This window comes from Sessilibacter sp. MAH3, from assembly GCF_054658275.1.
The window spans coordinates 1-16,657 of record NZ_BAAGIE010000015.1 but is presented as its reverse complement, the minus strand read 5'-3'; the positions used below and the strand labels follow the sequence as shown (position 1 = coordinate 16,657).

At 44.3% G+C, this 16,657-nt stretch carries 15 protein-coding genes; 14 read left to right on the top strand and 1 reads right to left on the bottom strand.

From position 1 onward, the window contains the following. Positions 1-10: 10 nt before the first annotated feature. The 13 genes from nadD to ACYQ2C_RS10645 all read left to right on the top strand — a co-directional run bounded on the left by nadD (position 11) and on the right by ACYQ2C_RS10645 (position 14,730). Positions 11-676 (top strand): nicotinate-nucleotide adenylyltransferase, encoded by a 666-nt coding sequence (gene nadD, locus ACYQ2C_RS10705; protein WP_460102541.1) that lies wholly within the window; start codon positions 11-13, stop codon positions 674-676. Positions 677-798: 122 nt separating this feature from the next. Beyond that, complete coding sequence (gene rsfS, locus ACYQ2C_RS10700) at positions 799-1,176, top strand: ribosome silencing factor (RefSeq protein WP_460049588.1); 378 nt, start codon at positions 799-801, stop codon at positions 1,174-1,176. Positions 1,177-1,206: 30 nt separating this feature from the next. Then, on the top strand, positions 1,207-1,674 hold the full coding sequence (gene rlmH, locus ACYQ2C_RS10695) for a 23S rRNA (pseudouridine(1915)-N(3))-methyltransferase RlmH (protein WP_460102544.1): 468 nt from the start codon (positions 1,207-1,209) through the stop codon (positions 1,672-1,674). 402 nt (positions 1,675-2,076) lie between these two features. Further along, a complete protein-coding gene (gene mrdA / locus ACYQ2C_RS10690) occupies positions 2,077-3,993 on the top strand; it encodes a penicillin-binding protein 2 (RefSeq protein WP_460102547.1) in 1,917 nt (638 codons plus the stop codon). Next, positions 3,980-5,122, top strand: a complete 1,143-nt coding sequence (gene rodA, locus ACYQ2C_RS10685; RefSeq protein WP_460049591.1) for a rod shape-determining protein RodA — start codon at positions 3,980-3,982, stop codon at positions 5,120-5,122. The genes mrdA and rodA overlap by 14 nt, the downstream gene beginning before the upstream one ends. A gap of 42 nt (positions 5,123-5,164) precedes the next feature. Beyond that, positions 5,165-6,178 carry a lytic murein transglycosylase B gene (mltB, locus tag ACYQ2C_RS10680; protein ID WP_460102562.1) on the top strand — a complete coding sequence of 338 codons (1,014 nt, stop codon included), beginning with the start codon at positions 5,165-5,167 and terminating at the stop codon, positions 6,176-6,178. Between the two features lie 226 nt (positions 6,179-6,404). Further along, positions 6,405-7,301, top strand: a complete 897-nt coding sequence (locus ACYQ2C_RS10675) for a septal ring lytic transglycosylase RlpA family protein (protein WP_460102550.1) — start codon at positions 6,405-6,407, stop codon at positions 7,299-7,301. A 418-nt stretch (positions 7,302-7,719) separates the two neighbouring features. Next, positions 7,720-8,901 carry a D-alanyl-D-alanine carboxypeptidase family protein gene (locus ACYQ2C_RS10670; RefSeq protein ID WP_460049593.1) on the top strand — a complete coding sequence of 394 codons (1,182 nt, stop codon included), beginning with the start codon at positions 7,720-7,722 and terminating at the stop codon, positions 8,899-8,901. 113 nt (positions 8,902-9,014) lie between these two features. Then, a complete protein-coding gene (locus ACYQ2C_RS10665) occupies positions 9,015-9,293 on the top strand; it encodes a YbeD family protein (RefSeq protein ID WP_460049594.1) in 279 nt (92 codons plus the stop codon). Positions 9,294-9,317: 24 nt separating this feature from the next. After that, positions 9,318-10,019 carry a lipoyl(octanoyl) transferase LipB gene (gene lipB, locus ACYQ2C_RS10660; protein WP_460102554.1) on the top strand — a complete coding sequence of 234 codons (702 nt, stop codon included), beginning with the start codon at positions 9,318-9,320 and terminating at the stop codon, positions 10,017-10,019. A gap of 66 nt (positions 10,020-10,085) precedes the next feature. Next, positions 10,086-11,063: a lipoyl synthase gene (lipA, locus tag ACYQ2C_RS10655; RefSeq protein WP_460102556.1), complete on the top strand. Its 978-nt coding sequence runs from the start codon at positions 10,086-10,088 to the stop codon at positions 11,061-11,063. Between the two features lie 256 nt (positions 11,064-11,319). Next, positions 11,320-12,348, top strand: a complete 1,029-nt coding sequence (locus ACYQ2C_RS10650) for a DUF3080 family protein (RefSeq protein ID WP_460102558.1) — start codon at positions 11,320-11,322, stop codon at positions 12,346-12,348. Between the two features lie 300 nt (positions 12,349-12,648). Next, positions 12,649-14,730 carry a thioredoxin domain-containing protein gene (locus ACYQ2C_RS10645; protein WP_460049598.1) on the top strand — a complete coding sequence of 694 codons (2,082 nt, stop codon included), beginning with the start codon at positions 12,649-12,651 and terminating at the stop codon, positions 14,728-14,730. A 13-nt stretch (positions 14,731-14,743) separates the two neighbouring features. Here the strand turns inward: ACYQ2C_RS10645 and ACYQ2C_RS10640 are convergent, their stop codons facing one another. Next, the gene (locus ACYQ2C_RS10640; protein WP_460049599.1) at positions 14,744-15,475 is read right to left on the bottom strand and encodes a glycerophosphodiester phosphodiesterase; all 732 of its coding nucleotides are present in this window, start codon (positions 15,473-15,475) and stop codon (positions 14,744-14,746) included. 199 nt (positions 15,476-15,674) lie between these two features. Here ACYQ2C_RS10640 and ACYQ2C_RS10635 point away from each other — a divergent pair, with 199 nt between their 5' ends. Beyond that, positions 15,675-16,304, top strand: coding sequence for a phosphoadenosine phosphosulfate reductase domain-containing protein (locus ACYQ2C_RS10635; RefSeq protein WP_460049600.1), 630 nt, complete (start codon positions 15,675-15,677; stop codon positions 16,302-16,304). Positions 16,305-16,657 lie beyond the last annotated feature (353 nt).

The window sequence follows — 16,657 nt, the reverse complement described above, 5'->3', positions numbered from 1 at the left end:
AATAACGTTGATGGGTGAGCGACAAGAACAGTTACAAAGACAACTAATTGGTGTTTGGGGCGGAACCTTCGACCCCATTCACAACGCCCACCTAAGACTTGCTCTTGAAATTAAACAGCAGTTGCATCTCGCTGAGATGCGATTGTTGCCTGCCAGTATTCCGCCTCATAAAAGTAACTACCATTGTCGTGCCGAAGACCGTTTGGCGATGGTTAATCTCGCGGTGCAAAGCTGTAGTGAACTGATGGTTGACGATCGCGAACTTAAACGCGATGGGCCTTCGTATTCTTACGATACCTTGATAGAAATCCGATCGGAGCTCATGACTAATCAGTCGCTGTGTTGGATTATGGGATCAGATTCTTTGGTGAATTTCAGCTCTTGGTATCGCTGGCGAGAGCTTTTAGATTGTGCGCACATCATTGTTGTGCAGCGGCCAGATTACGACTTTCCTGTATCCGGCGAGGTGGGGGAGTTTTTAAAAATGCATCAATCTTTTGAGCTGAGTGACTTACAAGCATCGCCTGCAGGAAAGATTTTTTGCACACAGCTGCGCATGTTGCCGATTTCATCCAGCGACATCAGAGCGCTTTTAAAGGATGATCGCTCACCGCAGTTTTTACTTCCAGATGCAGTTTTAGATTACATAAAGTCACACAAGCTTTACCATCCATAACTTTTCGCCGAGCAGCTATTATTTAAACCTGTAGATCTTGGCAGATAGTAGTACAATGATTAGACGACGCCTGTGTTAGCGCGTCTATTTTGATTATTTTTCATTAAAATTCGCGAGGATAGATGACCGAAACCATTCCTACCGACATTAAAAGCGTTGTATTTGAGGCGCTCAGTGATCTCAAAGCCAAGGATGTCGTCGAACTAGATGTAGCAGAACTCACCGATGTAACCGATACCTTGGTCATTGCCAGTGGTACTTCCAACCGACACGTCAAATCTCTTGCTCTACACGTTGCCAGCGAAGCGAAATCTCACGGGATTATGCCTCTTGGTGTTGAGGGTGAAGATCAAGGCGAATGGGTATTAGTCGATTTTGGCGATATCGTAGTGCATGTCATGATGCCTGCTATGAGAGATTTCTACGATTTAGAAAAATTGTGGTCTAAGGCGCCTAAGCACCGTATTGAAACGCCACAAGTCAGTTCCAATTCTGTGTGATGGCTTCTAATCGTTAGAAACTGAGTTGTTATGAGAATTACCATCCTAGCCGTCGGCACCAAGATGCCAGACTGGGTAACTGCGGGCGTGAACGAATATGTTAAACGCCTTCCCCGTGAAATCGATCTGCAAATCCGCGAGCTGGCTCTGGCTCATCGTGGCAAAAACCAATCAACCGCTACAGCTATTTCTGATGAAGGCAAAAGAATGCTTGATGCCATCGATGAAAAAGATTGGGTTGTAGCGTTGGATTTATCGGGGAAACCGTGGAGTACCGAGGTTTTGTCTCAGCAACTCTATCGCTGGAAAATGGATGGCCACAACATCACTTTGTTAGTGGGCGGTCCAGACGGCTTATCCCCAGATTGTATAGCTCGTGCTCAGCAAAAGTGGGCGTTATCGGCCTTGACATTACCGCATCCTATTGTGCGAATTTTGCTGGCCGAACAAATTTACCGAGCTGTAAGTATTTTAAATAATCACCCGTACCATAAATAATATTAAGGAATCTGTGATTAATGCATTGATGAATTAATCGCAGTGTAAAAAGCTTAATGATGTATGGTGATTGACGTTGGTGACGCTTTTTTTGTATCGCTAAAAAATTCTGAATGAATCAGAATTTCCTTTAAACATTATTGAATAATTCTGGTCAGAGGCTGCCTGAGCATTTGATGGCGGTCTTTTGTGGCTAGATTTAGAGAAATATTCAAAAACTGTCTAAGCTTGAACGAAAGGCCTTTATGCTAATATTGGCTGAGTTTGAGTGTTTTGTTTTCTAAACTAGAGCAATTTGTAAGATCAGTCTTTAACGTGCATTAACTGCGCGGCTATATAAAAAACATCCAGAGTTGGGTATTCAGTCCCGCTAAGGTATTTGACGGAACAGTCGCAAAACACATGAGCGAACAACAAACATTAAAAGATCATTTTCGAGAGGCGAGGATTTTTCGAAATCGATTGTTTGTAATTGCTTTGTTTATGATTGTTTTATTATCAATTCTGGTAGTGCGTTTCTACAGTTTACAGGTTGTTCACTATAACGACTATGTCACTCAATCCGAGCGCAATCGCGTTCACGTTCGTCCTTTAGCACCTACCCGTGGCCTCATCTACGATCGTAACGGCATTTTACTTGCCGATAATCGAGCCAGTTATACGCTCAGTATTGTTAAGGAGCGCGTCGGTAATCTCGACGAAACTCTTCAAGTCTTGTCGGAATTGGTTGAGTTTGATGAAGGCGACGTTGAAAAATTTCACTCTCGATTAAAACAACGCCGCCGTCCTTTCGAAGCAGTTCCTTTGCGTTACCAGCTCACACCAGAAGAAATCGCCCGAGTTGCTGTTAACGAGTATCGCCTTGAAGGTGTGGAAGTAGATGCACAGCTCGTTCGCCATTACCCAATGGCCGACCTCTATGCACATACGGTAGGCTACGTTGGCCGTATTAACGAACGTGAACTTCGCTCGTTTTCTGAAGAAGAATATAAGCGTTACAGTGGAACCTACACGATCGGTAAAATTGGTTTAGAGCGCCAATACGAAGATTTATTGCTGGGCAAAGTTGGCTTTGAAAACGTAGAAACTAACGCCCGAGGCCGAGTGCTCCGCGTACTTGAACAAACACCGCCTGAGCCTGGTGAGAATTTACATCTGTATTTTGATAGCCAAGTACAACGCGCCGGTTTAGAGGCTTTAAATGGCCGTCGCGGCGCAATTGTCGCGATTGAAATCGAAACCGGTGGCATTCTCGCCATGGTTAGCTCGCCGAGTTACGACCCCAACCTATTTGTTACCGGAATCAGTCATTCTGACTATAACCGACTGACTGGGTCACGAGACTTGCCCTTATTTAACCGCGCCATTCAAGGCGAATACCCGCCTGGCTCAACCATCAAGCCCATGGTGGCTTTGGGCGGTCTTTATCATCGTGTGGTCGATCCTAATGTCGCGATTTATGATCCGGGTTTTTATCAGCTCGATAACGAAGAGCGAAAATATCGCGATTGGAAAAAAGGCGGTCACGGTCGGGTCGATATGAATTCCGCCATTCGTGAATCCTGCGATACTTATTATTACGACCTTGCCTATCGTTCAGGTATCGACAGATTGCATGAGTTTGGAAGTCAGTTTGGCTTGGGCGATTACACCGGCATTGATCTTCCCAGTGAGCGAAAAGGCATTTGGCCGTCTAGAACTTGGAAGCGACAAAACCGCGGTTTGCCTTGGTTTCCCGGTGACACGTTAAACGTTGGCATTGGTCAGGGTGATGTGCTGGCAACGCCCCTGCAATTGGCGGAAATGACCGCAACCCTAGCCAATCGCGGAAAAAGAATTCAACCACGAATAGCACAAAATGTTGATCCGGTAGTTGCAGACTCGGCAGACTCAAAAATGTTGTTAGACGTAGCCGATGGTCACTGGAATTATATTTTTAATGCTATGAGTGAGGTTATGCATCATCCACGTGGTACGGCTTATCGAGTCGGACGCGATATGTCTTTTAAAATGGCGGGAAAGTCAGGCACTGCTCAGGTCGTCGGTATTGCTCAAGACGAAGAATACGACAGTGACGCCCTGTCTGAAAGAAATCGAGATCATGCATTATTTGTTGGTTTTGCACCTCTTAATAACCCCAAAATTGCTGTTGCCGTGATTGTTGAAAACGGCGAAGGTGGATCTTCCGAAGCCGCTCCGGTTGTTCGTAAGGTGGTTGAAACCTACTTAGCGATTGAAGAAGAAAAGGCGAGACAGCAGATTTCCAGCGATAAAAATCCTTCCGAAAAACAACAGGAGCTTCCGGGTGTCAACGGCTGATTTTTTGCGTCGATTACCGGGGACCTCCTGGGATGTTCAGCGTCAAGATACTTTTTGGAGTCGAATTCATATCGATCTACCTCTGTTAGTGCTTTTGTTGGCGCTCACAGGATTCGGCCTAGTTGTACTCTACAGCGCCGGCGGCGCAGATATTCACTACATTAAGCGGCAGGCGGTATTTTTCGCGGTGGGTTATTGTGTGATGTTCACCATCGCGCAGTTTAACTTGTCGTTTTTAGAGCGGTGGTGCTGGCTTTTGTATGTGGCCGGTGTCGGTTTGCTCGCCGCCGTGTTGGTGGTTGGCGTGGGTGCAAAAGGTGCCCAGCGATGGCTCGATCTGGGCGGCTTTAGGTTTCAACCTTCTGAAATTCTCAAGCTTGCAATGCCGTTGACGATTTCTATGTATTTGTCTCGACGTATGTTGCCGCCACGTTTTAAACACATATTTTTCACGTTGGTGTTGGTCATAATTCCCAGTGTTCTGATTCTTAAACAGCCTGATTTGGGTACATCGTTATTGATTGCGATGTCTGGTCTCATTGTGTTGTTTTTATCGGGGCTGCCTTGGCGTTACATTATTTCTGCTTTGGGATTAGTACTAGCCAGTGCTTGGCCTGCGTGGCATTTTGTTTTACACGATTATCAACGTACCCGAATTCTAACCTTGCTGAATCCAGAGGCCGATAAATTGGGTGCTGGCTGGAATATCATTCAGTCAAAAACCGCTATTGGTTCCGGTGGAATTACCGGCAAAGGTTGGCTTAACGGAACTCAATCGCAATTAGATTTTCTACCAGAGAGCCATACCGATTTTATTATTGCCGTATTAGCGGAAGAATTCGGTTTAGAAGGTGTGCTTTGTTTGTTAGGGCTTTATATTTTAGTGCTAACTCGCGGCGTTATGATTGCGGCAACTTCGCAAAAAACGTTTGGTCGTTTACTCGCAGGCAGTATTACCTTCACGCTTTTTGTTTATATCTTCGTTAATATCGGCATGGTTTCAGGATTACTACCGGTTGTGGGCGTTCCCTTGCCTTTTGTTAGTTATGGTGGAACTTCTTTGTTGACGTTAATGATGGGCTTTGGTCTTTTAATGGCGGTGGCAACCCAGCGTCGTAAGGAACCTTAAATACACCTAAAGCCTAGGTAAGAAATGGTAGGAGAGTCAGTGATAAATTTTGTAACCCTTAAACGCGGCTTTAATTTAGCGGTTTTTAGCACGGCTCTTAGTGCTGCTGCGACGGTAGCCTATGCTGGAGATTATTCTAATAATCCCGAAAAGCAAAAATTGGTTGATGAGCTAGTTTCGGAGTACGGATTCAACAAAGAACAACTTAACGCTTGGTTCGATGACGCCGTGCGAAAAGATTCTATTTTAAAAGCCATCGCTCGTCCGGCTGAAAAAAGTAAGCCTTGGAAAGAGTACCGAAACATTTTCGTCACTGAGTCTCGAATTTCTTTAGGCGTTGATTTTTGGATTGCCAATCAGGAGACCTTGGCCAGAGCAGAACAAACCTTTGGTGTTCCTGCCGAAATGATTGTGGCTATTATTGGCGTTGAAACGCGCTATGGTAACAACACCGGTGGTTACCGAGTCATTGATGCCTTATCAACATTAGCGTTTGATTATCCGCCGCGCTCTGAATTTTTTCGCAAAGAACTCAAAGAGTTCCTGTTGTTAGCCCGTGAGCAGAGTAAATCACCAGTTGACCTTACCGGATCTTACGCCGGTGCCATGGGTTACGGTCAATTTATGCCGTCGAGCTATCGTGCTTACGCCAAAGATTTTGACGACGATGCTTTTATCGATATTTGGAACAATCCCGTCGATGCTATTGGTTCGGTAGCCAACTACTTTAAGGTTCATGGTTGGCAGGCTAATCAACCCGTTACCGATCGCGTCCGTGTAGATGATAACTTTGATGCAACGCTTTTGAGTGATGATCTAAAACCTTCTCGCAGTCTTGAAGAAATTACCCAGGCTGGATTTTCGTTAACATCGATACAAGCTCCACCAACTCCCTTGCGAGTTTTTGAGCTTGAAGGTGAAAAAGGGTCGGAGTTTTGGGCGGGTTTCCATAATTTTTATGTGATTACTCGCTACAATCGCTCAACCATGTATGCTATGGCGGTGTATCAGTTAGCTGAAGAAATTAAAAAAGCGAAAGCCGAAAAAACATTCTAGCAATTTATTGATCTTCACGTTTCTAATCAACTACGGTTTTTATGGGCAGTAATCACGATAACTCGCGGGTTACTGCCATACGTAAAATCAACCTAACTTCGGCGCCGCGGTAATTGATCGTGGTATGCTACAAAACTTCGATTATTGTCATCGGGTGTAAAGCGTGTTTTTTCAGGGAAATACTGTATTTTGTGGAAAGAGCTTTTTTATAAGCTTTAAACTTATTGTGCTTACACTGGTTCTATTTATCGGCGGCTGTGCATTCAAATCCTATGACAATACCTCCCAACAAACGCCGGTTCCGCAAGAGTCAAATAACGAGGGGCGCTATTCCCAACAACACGATAGCGCACCTGATCAGTCTTACGCTGTCGATCACATTCCCGACGCGGTGCCCATTCCCGAAGAAATAACTCGTGCTGGTAATAAAAGCCCGTACCGCGTTGCCGGTCGAACCTATCATGTCCTGTCGAGTGCGCAAAATTATCGCGAGCGAGGATTCGCCAGCTGGTATGGAAAAAAATTCCACGGCCACAATACCGCCAACGGCGAAGTTTATAATATGTTCGGTATGACCGCCGCGCATAAAACCTTACCAATCCCGTCTTATGTGCAAGTAACCAACCTTGAAAATGGCCGCAAGGTAATTGTTCGTATTAATGATCGAGGCCCGTTCCATTCCGGCAGGATTATCGATCTTTCGTACACCGCTGCTAAAAAGCTTGGATTTTTAAATGCAGGTACAGCAAATGTTGAAGTGGTGGCTATAGATCCTATTGCTTGGCAAAAAGAGAATTTAATTTACGGAGAAGGTACCGGTATTATTTCTCCTGCGCCCAGAGTCTCCAATGAACCACCGGCGCCATTAGCTTCAGAAGGCTCCGCTTTACCAGAAAATACTTATCTACAGGTCGGTGCTTTCTCAAGCCAGCAAGCGGCAGAGTTGCATCGAAAAAATATCGCCGTTATTACCGGTTCACCGGTCATTATCAATACACCTGATCCACAAACACGATTGTACAGAGTTCGTATTGGCCCCATTGTCGATAATTTGCAATTGGCAAAACTGCGAAATCTTCTGACGCAAAGTAATGTCACGGGTCATCATCTGGTTTACGAATAAAACCCGTGTGCATATTTTAAATTATTGAAACCGCAGATTAACGCCTCCGTGATTTATCAGAGGACAGAAATTAAAAGTGCGATTTCTAATTTCTTCATAATTTCAATTGCTTATCGTTCTTGACGTTGGCGACACCTACCTAAGTCGCTGGAAACTTCAAGTCAATCAGGGTTTGCTATTGAATTTTGTATATGGAATCAAAATAATTTTGTCGCAGATATTAGCGAAGTGCTTCTTGGTTTGATAAGGTGCTTACGCTTTGCAGTAATTGTTAAAGAAAAAGCACGTCTACTTAAAATGCTTGTTCGTGTTTTTATTCCAGTTGCATGAATGACTGTGTGCATAAAACTTTTTTTGCGCTTGCTAGGTCATAGTCTCCAAACAATCCACCCAGATAAAAGTACTTATTTTTAATAATATGTCTAATTTTTTAACACGATCTTTTTGGTCTTTATTCGTTATTTTTTTCGTTGCAGTGAATTCTGCTTCAGCCCAACAACTGATTATTCCAGCGCCTCCCCAGTTAGCGGCGTCCAGTTATCTTTTAATTGATGCTGCCACGGGAGAAGTTTTGGTTGAACACAATTCTCACGAGCCATTGCCTCCTGCAAGTCTCACCAAAATGATGTCGAGTTACATTGTTTCAGGCGAAATCGATCGAGGTCATATCAATATGACCGATATGGTGCCCATTAGTGTACGCGCCTGGAAAATGGGTGGCTCAAGAATGTTTATTCGCGAGGGCACCGAAGTTTCTGTTAAAGATTTGTTGCGCGGCGTGATCATTCAATCCGGTAATGATGCGACCGTCGCTCTGGCGGAATATATCGCCGGAAGTGAAGAAGCGTTTGTTGATATTATGAATCAACAAGCTGCTCTGTTAGGTATGAACAATACACAATTTAAAAACTCTACAGGTTGGCCCGCCGAAGGTCATCTCACCACTGCTTGGGATCTATCACTGCTAGCGCGGGCTTTAATCAATGATCATCCTGAGCATTACAACATTTATTCAGAACAAGAATTTACCTACGGTGCTCCTGGTGAAGAGACAAAAACCCAATCGAACCGTAATAAACTTTTATTTAGGGATAAGTCGGTTGACGGTATTAAAACCGGTCATACCAACGAGGCTGGTTACTGCTTGGTAGCTTCTGCCGTTCGCGACGACATGCGATTGATTTCAGTGGTTATGGGAACGCGTTCTGAAAGTGCACGTGCGGATGAGTCTCAGAAACTCCTAGCCCACGGTTTTCGTTACTACGAAACGCACAAGCAGTTCTCTGCCGATGAGGTCTTAGCCACCGCACGAGTTTGGGCGGGCCAAGACAATCATGTCGATTTGATCGTTGGTGCAGATCTCGATCTGACCATTCCACGAGGTTCCGGTAAAAACCTTCAATCAGACATTCGTATCGACGAAACCATAAGAGCGCCTATCGAGCAAAACCAAGCGTTGGGTGAAGTCACTATCACCTTAGATGGTGAAGTTGTAGCCAAACACTCTCTGTTGGCTGCTAATGCCGTGGCAGAAGCCGGTTTTCTAGCGCGTCTTTGGGATGGATTAAAGCTGTTCTTTATCAACTTGTTTTCCAGTTAGGCGTTGATGAAAAGCTCTTATCGAAGCCACTGACTAATGCTCATTAAGCTAGTCGATGGCTTCTTCTTTAATGATATTAAGTCCTAAATTCAGTAGACCACAGGCTTCAAACCATGGCAGATGTAAATCCAGAAGACGTTAAAATTCAGTTTCCTTGTCCTGACTACCCCATTAAGGTTATGGGTACCGCCGGTAAAGATCTGCATGCGTTGGTAGTGGAAGTTTTCCATCGACATGCACCCGGATTCGATTCAGAGACGATTGTCATTCGTGATAGTGCTAAGGGTACCTTTCAATCATTGACGGTTACCATAGAAGCGACCGGCGTTGACCAACTACAAGCAATTTTTGATGACCTAAAGTCCAACAAATTGGTTAAAATGGTGCTTTGAAACAAACGCCCGTTAGGATTTTTCGTGTCTATAGAGCTTCGCGGCACTACCGATCTCATTATTCGCCAACTCGGACTTGTTGATTATCAACAGAGTTGGCAAGCCATGTTGGACTTCACCCATGCGCGTGAGCCCGATACTATCGACGAGTTATGGCTGTTGCAGCATCCGCCGGTATTCACTCAAGGTCAGGCTGGTAAGGCAGAACATCTGCTCAACCCCGGAGCTATTCCGGTTATCCAATCTGACCGTGGTGGTCAGGTTACTTATCACGGTCCTGGGCAGATTATTGCTTATCCCCTAATCAATCTTCGTCGCGCCAAATTGGGCGTACGGGATTTGGTCACACAGATTGAAAAAACGGTGGTTGATACCTTATCGGCCTTCAACATTAACAGCTATCCAAAATCCGATGCGCCGGGTGTTTATGTTGAAAAAGACGCCAGAGAGCATAAGATATCGTCCCTTGGTTTACGTGTGAGAAACGGCAACAGCATTCATGGTTTGGCGTTGAATGTCGCTATGGATTTGTCCCCATTTTTAGCGATAAACCCTTGTGGTTATGCGGGTTTAGCCATGACTCAGGTAAAAGATTGCTTGTCGGGCGAAAGTCCTTCAGATTGCCAACTAATTTGCCAAGTACAATCAAAACTGATCGAGTCCTTTATGGCAAATTTGCGATACAATCACGCATTATACTCAACTGAGTTACCTGTACTTCCGTAAATTGATTATCATTGCTGCAAAGCAGTGCGCGTTGCACAAATTGATTCACTATAACTAGAGAACGCCATGACCACTCCTGAAATCCAGCCGGTTAAACGTACCCAGCGCCACAAGCAAGGGGAAAAACTGAGAAACGCCGATAAAGTTGAACGTATTCCGGTAAAAGTGATTGCTAGCGACAGTTTCCAGCGTAAACCAGATTGGATTCGAGTGCGTCTTCCTGCATCCCCAGAAGTTGATCGTATCAAGAAGATTCTGCGCAAAAATGGCCTATCCAGCGTGTGTGAAGAGGCGAGTTGTCCTAACTTAGGTGAGTGTTTCAGTGGCGGAACCGCAACCTTTATGATTATGGGCGACATCTGTACCCGTCGTTGCCCATTTTGCGACGTTGGCCATGGTAAGCCAAATCCACTCGATCCCGGTGAGCCTGCGCATCTTGCTCAAGCAATTGCTGAAATGGGCTTAAAGTACGTGGTAATCACGTCGGTTGATCGCGATGATCTTCGTGACGGTGGCGCACAACACTTCGCAGATTGCATTCGCGAGTCGAGAATTCTATCGCCGAATCTTCAGGTGGAAATCCTTACCCCAGATTTTCGAGGTCGAATGGACATAGCTCTAGATATTTTGGCCAAAGAAGCGCCCGATGTTTTCAACCACAACCTAGAAACGGTTCCTCGCCTGTATCGACAATCGCGTCCGGGTGCAAATTACCAATGGTCGCTGAAACTGTTAAAAGAATACAAAGCCATGCGTCCCGATGTGAAAACCAAATCAGGGCTTATGGTTGGATTGGGTGAAACCAAAGAAGAAATATTCGAAGTCATGAAAGACATGCGTGAACATAATATTGATATGCTCACCATCGGTCAGTACCTACAGCCTTCTAAAGATCATTTAGCGGTAGATCGTTATGTGACGCCAGAAGAGTTTGAGGAGTACACGCAAAAAGCCCAAGAGCTCGGTTTTGTCCATGCGGCGTGTGGGCCTTTAGTTCGTTCTTCTTATCACGCAGATAAACAAGCGCACGGCGAAGAAATTTAATTTTCAACGCGCGTTTAAAAAAACCGGTACTTGTACCGGTTTTTTTGTGTCTAGTGCACCGGTTAAATGCAAAACCTTGTCGCAGATGTTTGCGTATCTATGGTGTTTTTTTGTTATTTGTTGAGTCTTGTTATTTAGCGTGCCGATTAAAATTCGTTTAAGCAATATAAGCGTCCAATAGAAACCAATAGCAATGAGTTTTGCGGAAAATAAACTAAGTGTTTCGAGAGTCTTGAAGCACATAGCGGCAGCAGTTTTGTTGTGCTCTCTCACGTCGTGCAAACAAGCCGATCTAGCAGAGTCTATGTTCGACCGCTATCAATCCCGCCTGAGTAATGCGTTGAATTTGACCCTTGCAGACCGCTCCACAATTGAATTGCAGGAGTTTCCTTCACGTCGTGAATTAACCATCGAATTAGTCGCTCAAAGTATTGATATTCTGGAATTTCTTGAATTAACGCCGTGCCAATTACAGCGTTTGATAGGCGAACGTAACAGTAGCCTCGGCCAATTCATGAGTCATTCACAGCGATGGATTTACGAAGCGGAATTTATTCAACTCTTACAAGAGTGTTTGGCCTATTTAGAAATACATGAGCCCGAAGATGATTTGACGCAAAAATTAACGCAGGTGCTAGTGGATAAAATTCAGCAAAGACCCAATGTAGTGTGGAATGCGTTGTGGGCGAGTAACGAATTTCACAATTTATTTTCAGTTGCGTCTAAATCTCTTGAACCCAATTCACAAAAACCATCAGAACTGATTGCAGCGCTGCAACAATTAAATAAATCTAAGGCCGATTGGCTAAATCGAAAAATCATTCCATCTCAAAATATAGAATTTAATTATCAGGTTATCGGTTCTGAAAAATATTTAGGTAAATTGCTACTTTCAATAAAATTGGCTTTATCGAGATTAAATGTTTTAAATGATGCGATGACAGATCGGCTGAATGCGAGACCATTATGCTTTAACCAGCAAAAAAACCGCCAAGCTGGTGTTTTAGAAAATGTATTTTTAAAATTTTACATTGGTGAAGTTCAGCCTTATTTAGCGTTGATTCATCAATCGACGAAACCTTTAGTTCTTGAATTAGAATTATTGAATGTAGATTTGATGGATTCTAAGAATAGCCCGCAAGTGGTTGAATTTAATCGATATTGGCAAAGTAATTGGTCTGTTGAAAATCCCGATAGTTTATGGAGCCGCTTTAATCGAGCAGTAGGTTTGCATACTCAGTTATGGCAAAAACAATTAGATCAGTGTGGTTTATTACCGAAATAAATATTCTTATTTATTGTAAAAAATAAAACGAAAAAATTCTTCGATATTTATAGATCTGTTTACGCTAAATTTATTCGAAAATAAATTATTAGCGTTCAAGTAAAGTTAGATTGATAAAGTAGACACTTGGCCTAAAGTTCGGTACAAAGCCGTTTTGCGCAAAATTTCATAAGCGATGAGCGCGTCAGGGATTTTCAGCACGGAACGTGCTATTTCTGTTTACTTAACAATTTTTTTGGAATAAGAAACCCAAATTCTCGTTGTTTTGTCTCAGAAAAATGTCAGGACAGGCAAAAATTGATGACCTCTTATGCAAACATTTTGGCTGAAGAATCCAGCCCTTATTTGTTGCAACACAAAGACAACCCCGTTCATTGGCAGACTTGGAGCCCAAAGGTTCTCGAGGATGCACGCCTGTCCAACAAACCGATTTTCCTTTCTGTAGGTTATAGCGCTAATCATTGGTGCCGAGTTATGGCCAGTGAGACCTTTAGCAGTCCTGCAATTGCTCGCGAACTTAACGAAAATTTTATTTGTATTAAGGTCGATCGCGAAGAACGTCCAGACATTGATGATATTTACCAAACCGGTCATCAATTATTAGCGGGCCAACCCGGTGGCTGGCCACTCACGGTATTTTTGTGTCCGCAGACTTTGTACCCTTTTGTGGTTGGCACCTATTACCCGCCAACATCCAATACCATTCAATTAGGTTTTGCTGATTTAATGCAGCGTGTGCTTGGTTTTTATCACGGTGATCAAGAACAGTATCACGCGATGATCGAACAGGTCAGAAATGGCTACAATCAGCTCGACGCACATATTCAAAAGCCTATTCCTTCGGAATATTTTTCATTAGATCCTGCCCAGGCGGCGGTTCGTAATCTGCTGCAACAAGCCGACCCACAACACGGCGGCTTTGGTGAAGCGCCAAAATTTGCGTTGTCATTCCAATTACAGCGATTAATGATTGCTGGCCGTGAAGATTCACTACTGGGTAAGCGTGCTCGACAACACTTGCAGTTGACCTTAGCCATGATGGCCCGAGGCGGCATTCGCGATGTTCTTGCCGGAGGTTTCTTTCGTTACTCCACGGATGCCACTTGGAGCATTCCTCATTTTGAGAAAATGCTTTACGACAACGCTTCGCTACTGGCTATCTATGCGGAATCAGCGCGGGTGTTTAACTCGCAATTGTTTGCCAAAACGGCGCAGGGTATTGCCAGTTGGATGTGCGCAGAAATGTCCAACGGTTATGGTGCTTTTTACAGCGCGCTGGATGCCGACAGCGAACGCGGCGATGGCGGTTATTACTGCTGGCAAACCGAAGAGCTTAAACGTCTGTTAACGCCCATCGAATATCGAGTTATGTCGATACTGTGCAAATGGCAAGGCATGCCCAACTTTTTGGGATTGTGGCATCTGCAAATCGTGGGACGCGTTGCCGATGTGGTGTCTGTTTTAGATATCGAGCCAAAAGTTGTTAACCAAGTTTATCGACGTGCTTTGGCGAAATTGTTGGCCGCTCGACGACGACGTCCCGCACCTGAGCGCGATCATAAGATTTTGTGCGCCAGCAATGCCTTGGCAATCCGTGGTTTATCGATAGCGGGTCGCATCTTGAATGATGTATCGATGATCAATGCCGCTCAAGAATGTTTGGATTTTATCAGCCACAATCTGTGGATCGACGGTCGCCTCTACGCGACTTGGCAAGGTGGCGAAGCGAAGATTCTGGGTTTCTTGGACGATTACGTGTTCTTAATGGATGCCATATTGGAGTCGCTGCAATCTAACTGGCGAGATCAAGATTTCCGATTGTTGGTTCAACTTGCCGATTTCGTTATGGATAACTTCAATGATCCCGAAACCGGTAGCTTGTATTTCAGCAGTGACGAACACGAGCAGCTGATCTATCGCAGTAAACCCATTTACGATCGAGTAACACCTGCGGGTAATGGCATCGCTGCTAAGGTTTTTGCTCGTTTGGGTAATTTGTCTTCTGAGCAACGTTATTTTGATAAGGCCGGAGAAATTTTGCAGGCCTTGTGGACATCCATTGAGTTGCAACCGCAGTTACACGACAGTTTGCTACAAGCCTTGGTGGAGCTGAAGTATCCGCCTGTACAAGTCATGTTAACCGGGCCTGAGGCAGGCGTTTGGCGTGAGCGATTGGTTGCAAAATTCATCAACGATATTCACTGTTATGCAGTGGTTGATGATGTGCTTACAGATCCCACTCTAGATGCAGAGCCTACGCGCGCTTTATTATGTATTGGCGCAGACCAGCAAAACGAACTTGAATCCTACGAGAGCTTAGAATCCGCCATTGTCGATGCCCTCGCTGCTCAACCTCTCACAACCGGCGACAAGATTCAGTAACTCGACTCTTCGCCTAAACCACCTCAGCCAATTCTGGGTTCATCATTAGTTGCGGCAAATCCGTAAATACAGCGTCGACTCCCATGGCGTCTAAGTGTCTGATGTCGTCGAGATGATTAACGGTGTACACCCAAAATTCGGTTCCGATACGGTGGCTGTCATCAATCAGATGTTGTCGAATGTAAGTCAGTCCGGCGCCTAAAAAGTGAGCTTTTAAGGCTTTGCAGGACGCGATAATGTCTAAAGGCACACCTTCAATAAGTACGCCGCGAGGAATACGCTCATTGATGGTGAGTAGGTTTTGAATCTGGTGATGATCAAAACTAGAAACAACGTACTGTTCATAGGTTCTTTGCGCATCAATGACCTGAGCTTCAATCGTTTTTGCCACCAAGTGTGCGCAGTTCGGGCCTTTGATTTCAATGTTCAAAAATGCTCGGTCGCCAATCAACGTCATAACTTCTTGCAGTGTTGGCAGATCAAAGCCTTGCTTTCTGGCGCGAGCTTTTAGCGCTTGAGGTGAGAGCTCAAGTAATAATTCATTACCAGACAACACTCGACCTAGGCGACGGTCGTGAAAAACCAGCAGCTCGCCTTGGCAATCCCAAACGTCGATCTCAATGCCATCGACACCCAATGAGAGTCCGTGCTCGATCGAAGCAAGAGAGTTTTCTGCAAAACCCGCCGACATACCGCCGCCGCGGTGACCAATACATTTGATAGGCATAGCTTGTTTAAGACTCAAAAAGTTCGCTGTAAAACGATAGTTGTAGATAGTTTCGCTATAGACGGATAAATAGGATCAGTATGGAGTGAAATAATGACAGTCTGTGGTTTGGGCGATTCTGCCAAAGTCTTACGTTACAAGCTAGAGGCTTAAAATGTTAGAATAGCGCTACGATTTATCTCGGCCTGTACGCGGCCGATTCCGACGGAGTATAACTATGACCGATATCGACATTGCAAAAGTCAACGCCGAACTCAAAGATGCCAGACCCGAAGAGATTATTCGTTGGGCGTTGTCATTGAATAAAAAAACATTGGTTACCACGAATTTCGGTCCCTTCGAAGCCGTGATCTTAAACATGATCAACGAACAAGCGCCAAGTATGCCGGTGATTTGCGTTGACCACGGATACAACACCGAAGCTACCTATCGTTTTGCAGATGCTTTGATCAAAAAACTCAACTTGAACATGTTTTATTACACACCGCGTGTAACCGCAAAACGCCGTGAAGTTACTCTTGGCGGTATTCCTGATATCGATGATACCGTTGCTCATGATGCCTTCACACAAGAAGTAAAATTAGAACCATTTAATCGCGCTATGAGCGAGCATCAACCAGAGGTTTGGTTTACTGCCATTCGAAAAGAACAAACTCCCTTTAGAGATTCTTTAGATGTAGTAACCATTGATGGTAAAACCGGTTTAATTAAAGTGGCACCGGTATTTTATTGGACCGAGCTCGACATGGAAGAATATTTGTACGAAAAAGGTCTTGAAAACGAAGACGATTATTACGACCCAACCAAGGTTCTTAAAAATCGTGAGTGCGGTTTACACGTTGGCTAATTAAAAATCTGTAAAAATAACCAGCGCAATATAAATTGCATTAAAAAGGCTTCTTTATGGAGCCTTTTTTTGTATTAACGAAAATAAACATAAACGATTAAAATTATTTTTTATCGTAAAAAATACACAACTGAAGTATTTAAAATACAGGAAGATCGCAAGCAAGGAATTGTAAATAAAGCGTAGGAATTAAAAGCGTGTATTTATTTCAATTTGAAATCAACGCGATTTATTTTACTGACAATGTTTTACTGACTGTGTTTTATTGGATAGGTTTCGCGGTTTCAGATAATAAGTGCAATTGGTAGTTGAGAGGCCAGCTGGTAGAGTCAGCACCTCTCCCGACCAAGAGA